The sequence below is a fragment of the Mycobacterium sp. NAZ190054 genome (assembly GCF_001545925.1).
Classification (GTDB): Bacteria; Actinomycetota; Actinomycetes; order Mycobacteriales; family Mycobacteriaceae; genus Mycobacterium.
This window is the reverse complement of the sequence record NZ_LMVQ01000342.1, coordinates 1-3,307: the sequence shown is the minus strand read 5'-3', so window position 1 is coordinate 3,307 and position 3,307 is coordinate 1. Positions and strand designations below refer to the sequence as shown.

Here is a 3,307-nt window from a genome sequence, read left to right as displayed (position 1 = left end):
CAGGCTCATGCACCGTCTGGGCCGCATCCCACCGATCGAATACGAGCAGGTCTACTACGCTACAAACACAGCCCACCCATCGGCTGCACACCAATAACCGAGTGTGTATCAAACCCGGGGCGCTTCACTACTTCGTCGAACACGACCTCAGCGAGACCGCCAAGACCATCGACACCACCCAGACCGCGCTGCATGTCGTTGCCGCCGAATATGATTGGCCATCGCCTCCCGCGCGTTGTCAGGCGCTGGCCGCCGAGGTCGAGGGCGCCACCTACACCCTGATGGAAGGTGTCGGTCACTTCTCGATGTCGGAGAACCCCGAAGTCCTCAAGAAACATTTCCTGCCGCTGCTCGACTCGATCGTGGCGTCGTGAGCGCAGGCCCCCTCCACGGTGTGAAGGTCGTCGACCTCACCCACGCTCTGGCCGGCCCGTATACCACAATGCTGCTGGCCGACCTGGGCGCCGATGTCCTCAAAGTAGAGTCGCCCGCCGGGGACCTGTCCCGCCGCGCCGGCCCCTTCCACCCCGACGACGCCACCCGTGCCTTCGGTGGCTACTTCCAAAGCGTCAACCGCGGCAAACGCAGCATCGTCTTGGATCTCAAGACCGCCGCGGACGCCGCGGTGTTCCGCAGCCTCGCCGCTGAAGCCGACGTCGTGGTGGAGAACTTCAGCGCCGGAGTGATGGAACGGCTCGGGTTGTCCTACGAAGTGCTGCGCGACGACAACTCCCGGCTGATCTACGCCACCGTCCGCGGCTTCGGCGACGCCCGCTCTGGGCAGAGCCCCTACCAAGGCTGGCCGGCCTTCGATGTGGTGGTGCAAGCGATGGCCGGGATCATGGGGATCACCGGCACCGAGAACGGAGACCCGATCAAAGTCGGGCCCGGTATCGGCGACATCTTCCCCGGGGCACTGCTGGCGCTGGGCATCACCTCGGCGCTGTATGAAGCACGCAGTACCGGGCAGGGCCAATTCGTCGACATCGCCATGTACGACGCAGTGTTGGCACTGTGTGAGCGCATCGTCTACCAGCATTCCTACGCCGGCATCGTCGCCAAACCCGAAGGCAATAAACACCCCGTATGGAGTCCCTACGACGTGCTGCCCGCCCTCGACGGCTGGGTGACGATCGCCGCCCCCAGCGACGTGAGGTGGCGCACGCTGTGCGCACTGATCGACCGCCCCGACCTGGCCGCTGATGCCGCGCTGGCCACCAATCTGCAACGGGTGGCCCGCCGCGACGAGATCTTCGGCCTGCTCGCGGCGTGGACCGCCATTCGCTCCAAAGCCGAGATCCTCGACATCCTCGGCGGTCATGTCCCGGTCGGCGCGGTCCGCGACGCTGCCGAGATCATGGCCGACCCCCACGTCGCCGCCCGCGACATGGTGATCCACTTGGAGCAACCCGGCACGACCACCGCACCGGCAGTGGCCGGGCAGCCGCTGAAGTTCTCCCGCACACCGGCCCTCCCGGATCGGCGTGCACCGCTTCTCGACGAGGACGGCCCCGCTATCCGAGATGCGTTGTCACAGAACCGCTCCGCGTTCTGTTCCGGCGAGGCCATTCCGTGCGCGGCCGCGCCCGCGCACCCCATCGAAAGGTAGGCAATGCCGCCGCATCCCTCATCTGACGCACCCCTGTCCGACGACACCGGTCCGGATCTCATCGCCGTCGAGCGGACCGGTCACGTGACGATCATCCGTATGAACCGCCCGCACAAGTACAACGCGATCACCCAGGACATGTACGCGGCCCTGGCCGAGGCTCTGCTGGCAGCAGATCGCGACACCGAGGTCCGCGCGGTGATCCTCACCGGTTCGGGCGCGGCCTTTTCGGCCGGAAACGATCTGCACGATTTCGCCCTCGACCCCGACGGGCTGGCACCGGTGCAGCAATTCCTGCGTGCTATCGCCGGTATCGCGGTGCCGCTCATCGCCGCCGTCAACGGCCTGGCTGTCGGTGTGGGTGTCACCATGTTGCTGCACTGCGATCTCGTCTATGCCGATCCGGCCGCGACATTCCAGACTCCTTTCGTCGACATCGGGCTGGTTCCTGAAGCCGCCTCGACGCTGCTACTGCCCCAGCTCATCGGCGCACGACGCGCTGCGGACATGCTGCTCGGCGGACGCAAGCTCACCGCGGACGAGGCCGCAGCGTGGGGACTGATCAACGAAGTGAGCGCTGCGCCGCTGGAGAAAGCGATCACGGTGGGCACTGCGCTCGCCGCCAAAGCTCCCGGGGCTGCCCGCAACACCAAGACTCTGAGCCGCTCAACCAACCGCGCTGTGCTCACCCGGATGCGCGAAGAGGAAACCGCGATGGCAGCGCAACTGGAATCCGCCGAGTTCACCGAAGTACTCGCCGCACGCCGCGACAAACGCCCCCCGGTGTTCCCGCCACGGCCCACCACACCGTAGCTCTGGCAGCCGCACCCACTTCACCACAGAGAGCGTCGATCAGCCGTCGCGGGCAACCGGACGGTCAGTTTCGTGCGAGCGCAACCCCCCACGCCTCCCGCAAGGCCGCCGGCGGCCATCTCGCTGACCCAGCCCGTCGGGCCGCCTGCCCGGCGATACTTGCACCCAATCATCAGAAAGTGAGACGTCGTGGCCCAGCAAGTCATCGCACTGCTGCTGTGCGCAGCGGTCCTGGCGCTCGGATTCTCTCGCGGGATCAACATCGGGATCCTCATGTTCGCCGCCGCCGCACTGGTGGGGGTGTTCCTCGCCGGGATGCCGCTTGCGGAGGTGTACACCGCCTTCCCCATCAACATCGTGATCCTGTTGGTCGGGATCACCTTCTTCTTCGGCATCGCCCAGTCCAACGGCACAATCGACCGGTTGATCGACGCAGCCCTGCGCCGCGTCGGTGACCGCGTGACACTGCTACCGCTGGTGTTCTTCGCGCTGACCGCACTCATCGCGGCGATGGGAAATCCGTTCGCCGCCATCGTGATGTTCCCCATCGCCATGTCGGCCGCCCAGCACCGCGGCATCGACTCGATGCTCATGGGTCTGGCCCTGGGCACCGGGGTCAGCGCCGGCGCATTCGCCCCGACCAGCCTGTTCGGCGTGGTGAGTTACGGCACCGCGCAATCAGCCGGCATCGCACTGAACCCCACCGTGCTGTTCACCATCGTCGTGGCCGTCAACCTGATACTGCTGTGTGTGGCGTATGGCCTGCTCCGCGTTTTTCAGACTGCGGATTTCGCGGGAATTAAGCCGCGAGCTGTGAATTCATATATTCGGTGCGGACTTCATGCGGTGTGCGGTAGCCGAGCGCGGAGTGAAGTCTGCGTCGAT

4 protein-coding genes are annotated in these 3,307 nt (G+C 65.9%); all 4 read left to right on the top strand.

Going from position 1 to position 3,307, the window contains the following annotated elements:
- A partial coding sequence (locus ASJ79_RS21115) for an alpha/beta fold hydrolase (protein WP_231750961.1) occupies nt 1-374 on the top strand: 374 nt, incomplete at its 5' end.
- Complete coding sequence (locus tag ASJ79_RS21110; RefSeq protein ID WP_067959478.1) at nt 371-1,609, top strand: CaiB/BaiF CoA-transferase family protein; 1,239 nt, start codon at nt 371-373, stop codon at nt 1,607-1,609. The genes ASJ79_RS21115 and ASJ79_RS21110, both read left to right, overlap by 4 nt.
- A 3-nt stretch (nt 1,610-1,612) precedes the next feature.
- Nucleotides 1,613-2,422, top strand: coding sequence for an enoyl-CoA hydratase-related protein (locus ASJ79_RS21105; protein ID WP_082753972.1), 810 nt, complete (start codon nt 1,613-1,615; stop codon nt 2,420-2,422).
- Nucleotides 2,423-2,611: 189 nt separating this feature from the next.
- On the top strand, nt 2,612-3,307 hold a 696-nt coding region (locus ASJ79_RS21100), incomplete at its 3' end, for an SLC13 family permease (RefSeq protein WP_255374754.1).

Excerpts from the sequence above, each read along its gene's own strand:
- ASJ79_RS21105 (WP_082753972.1), top strand. The coding sequence starts at position 1,613 with ATGCCGCCGCATCCCTCATCTGACGCACCCCTGTCCGACGACACCGGT.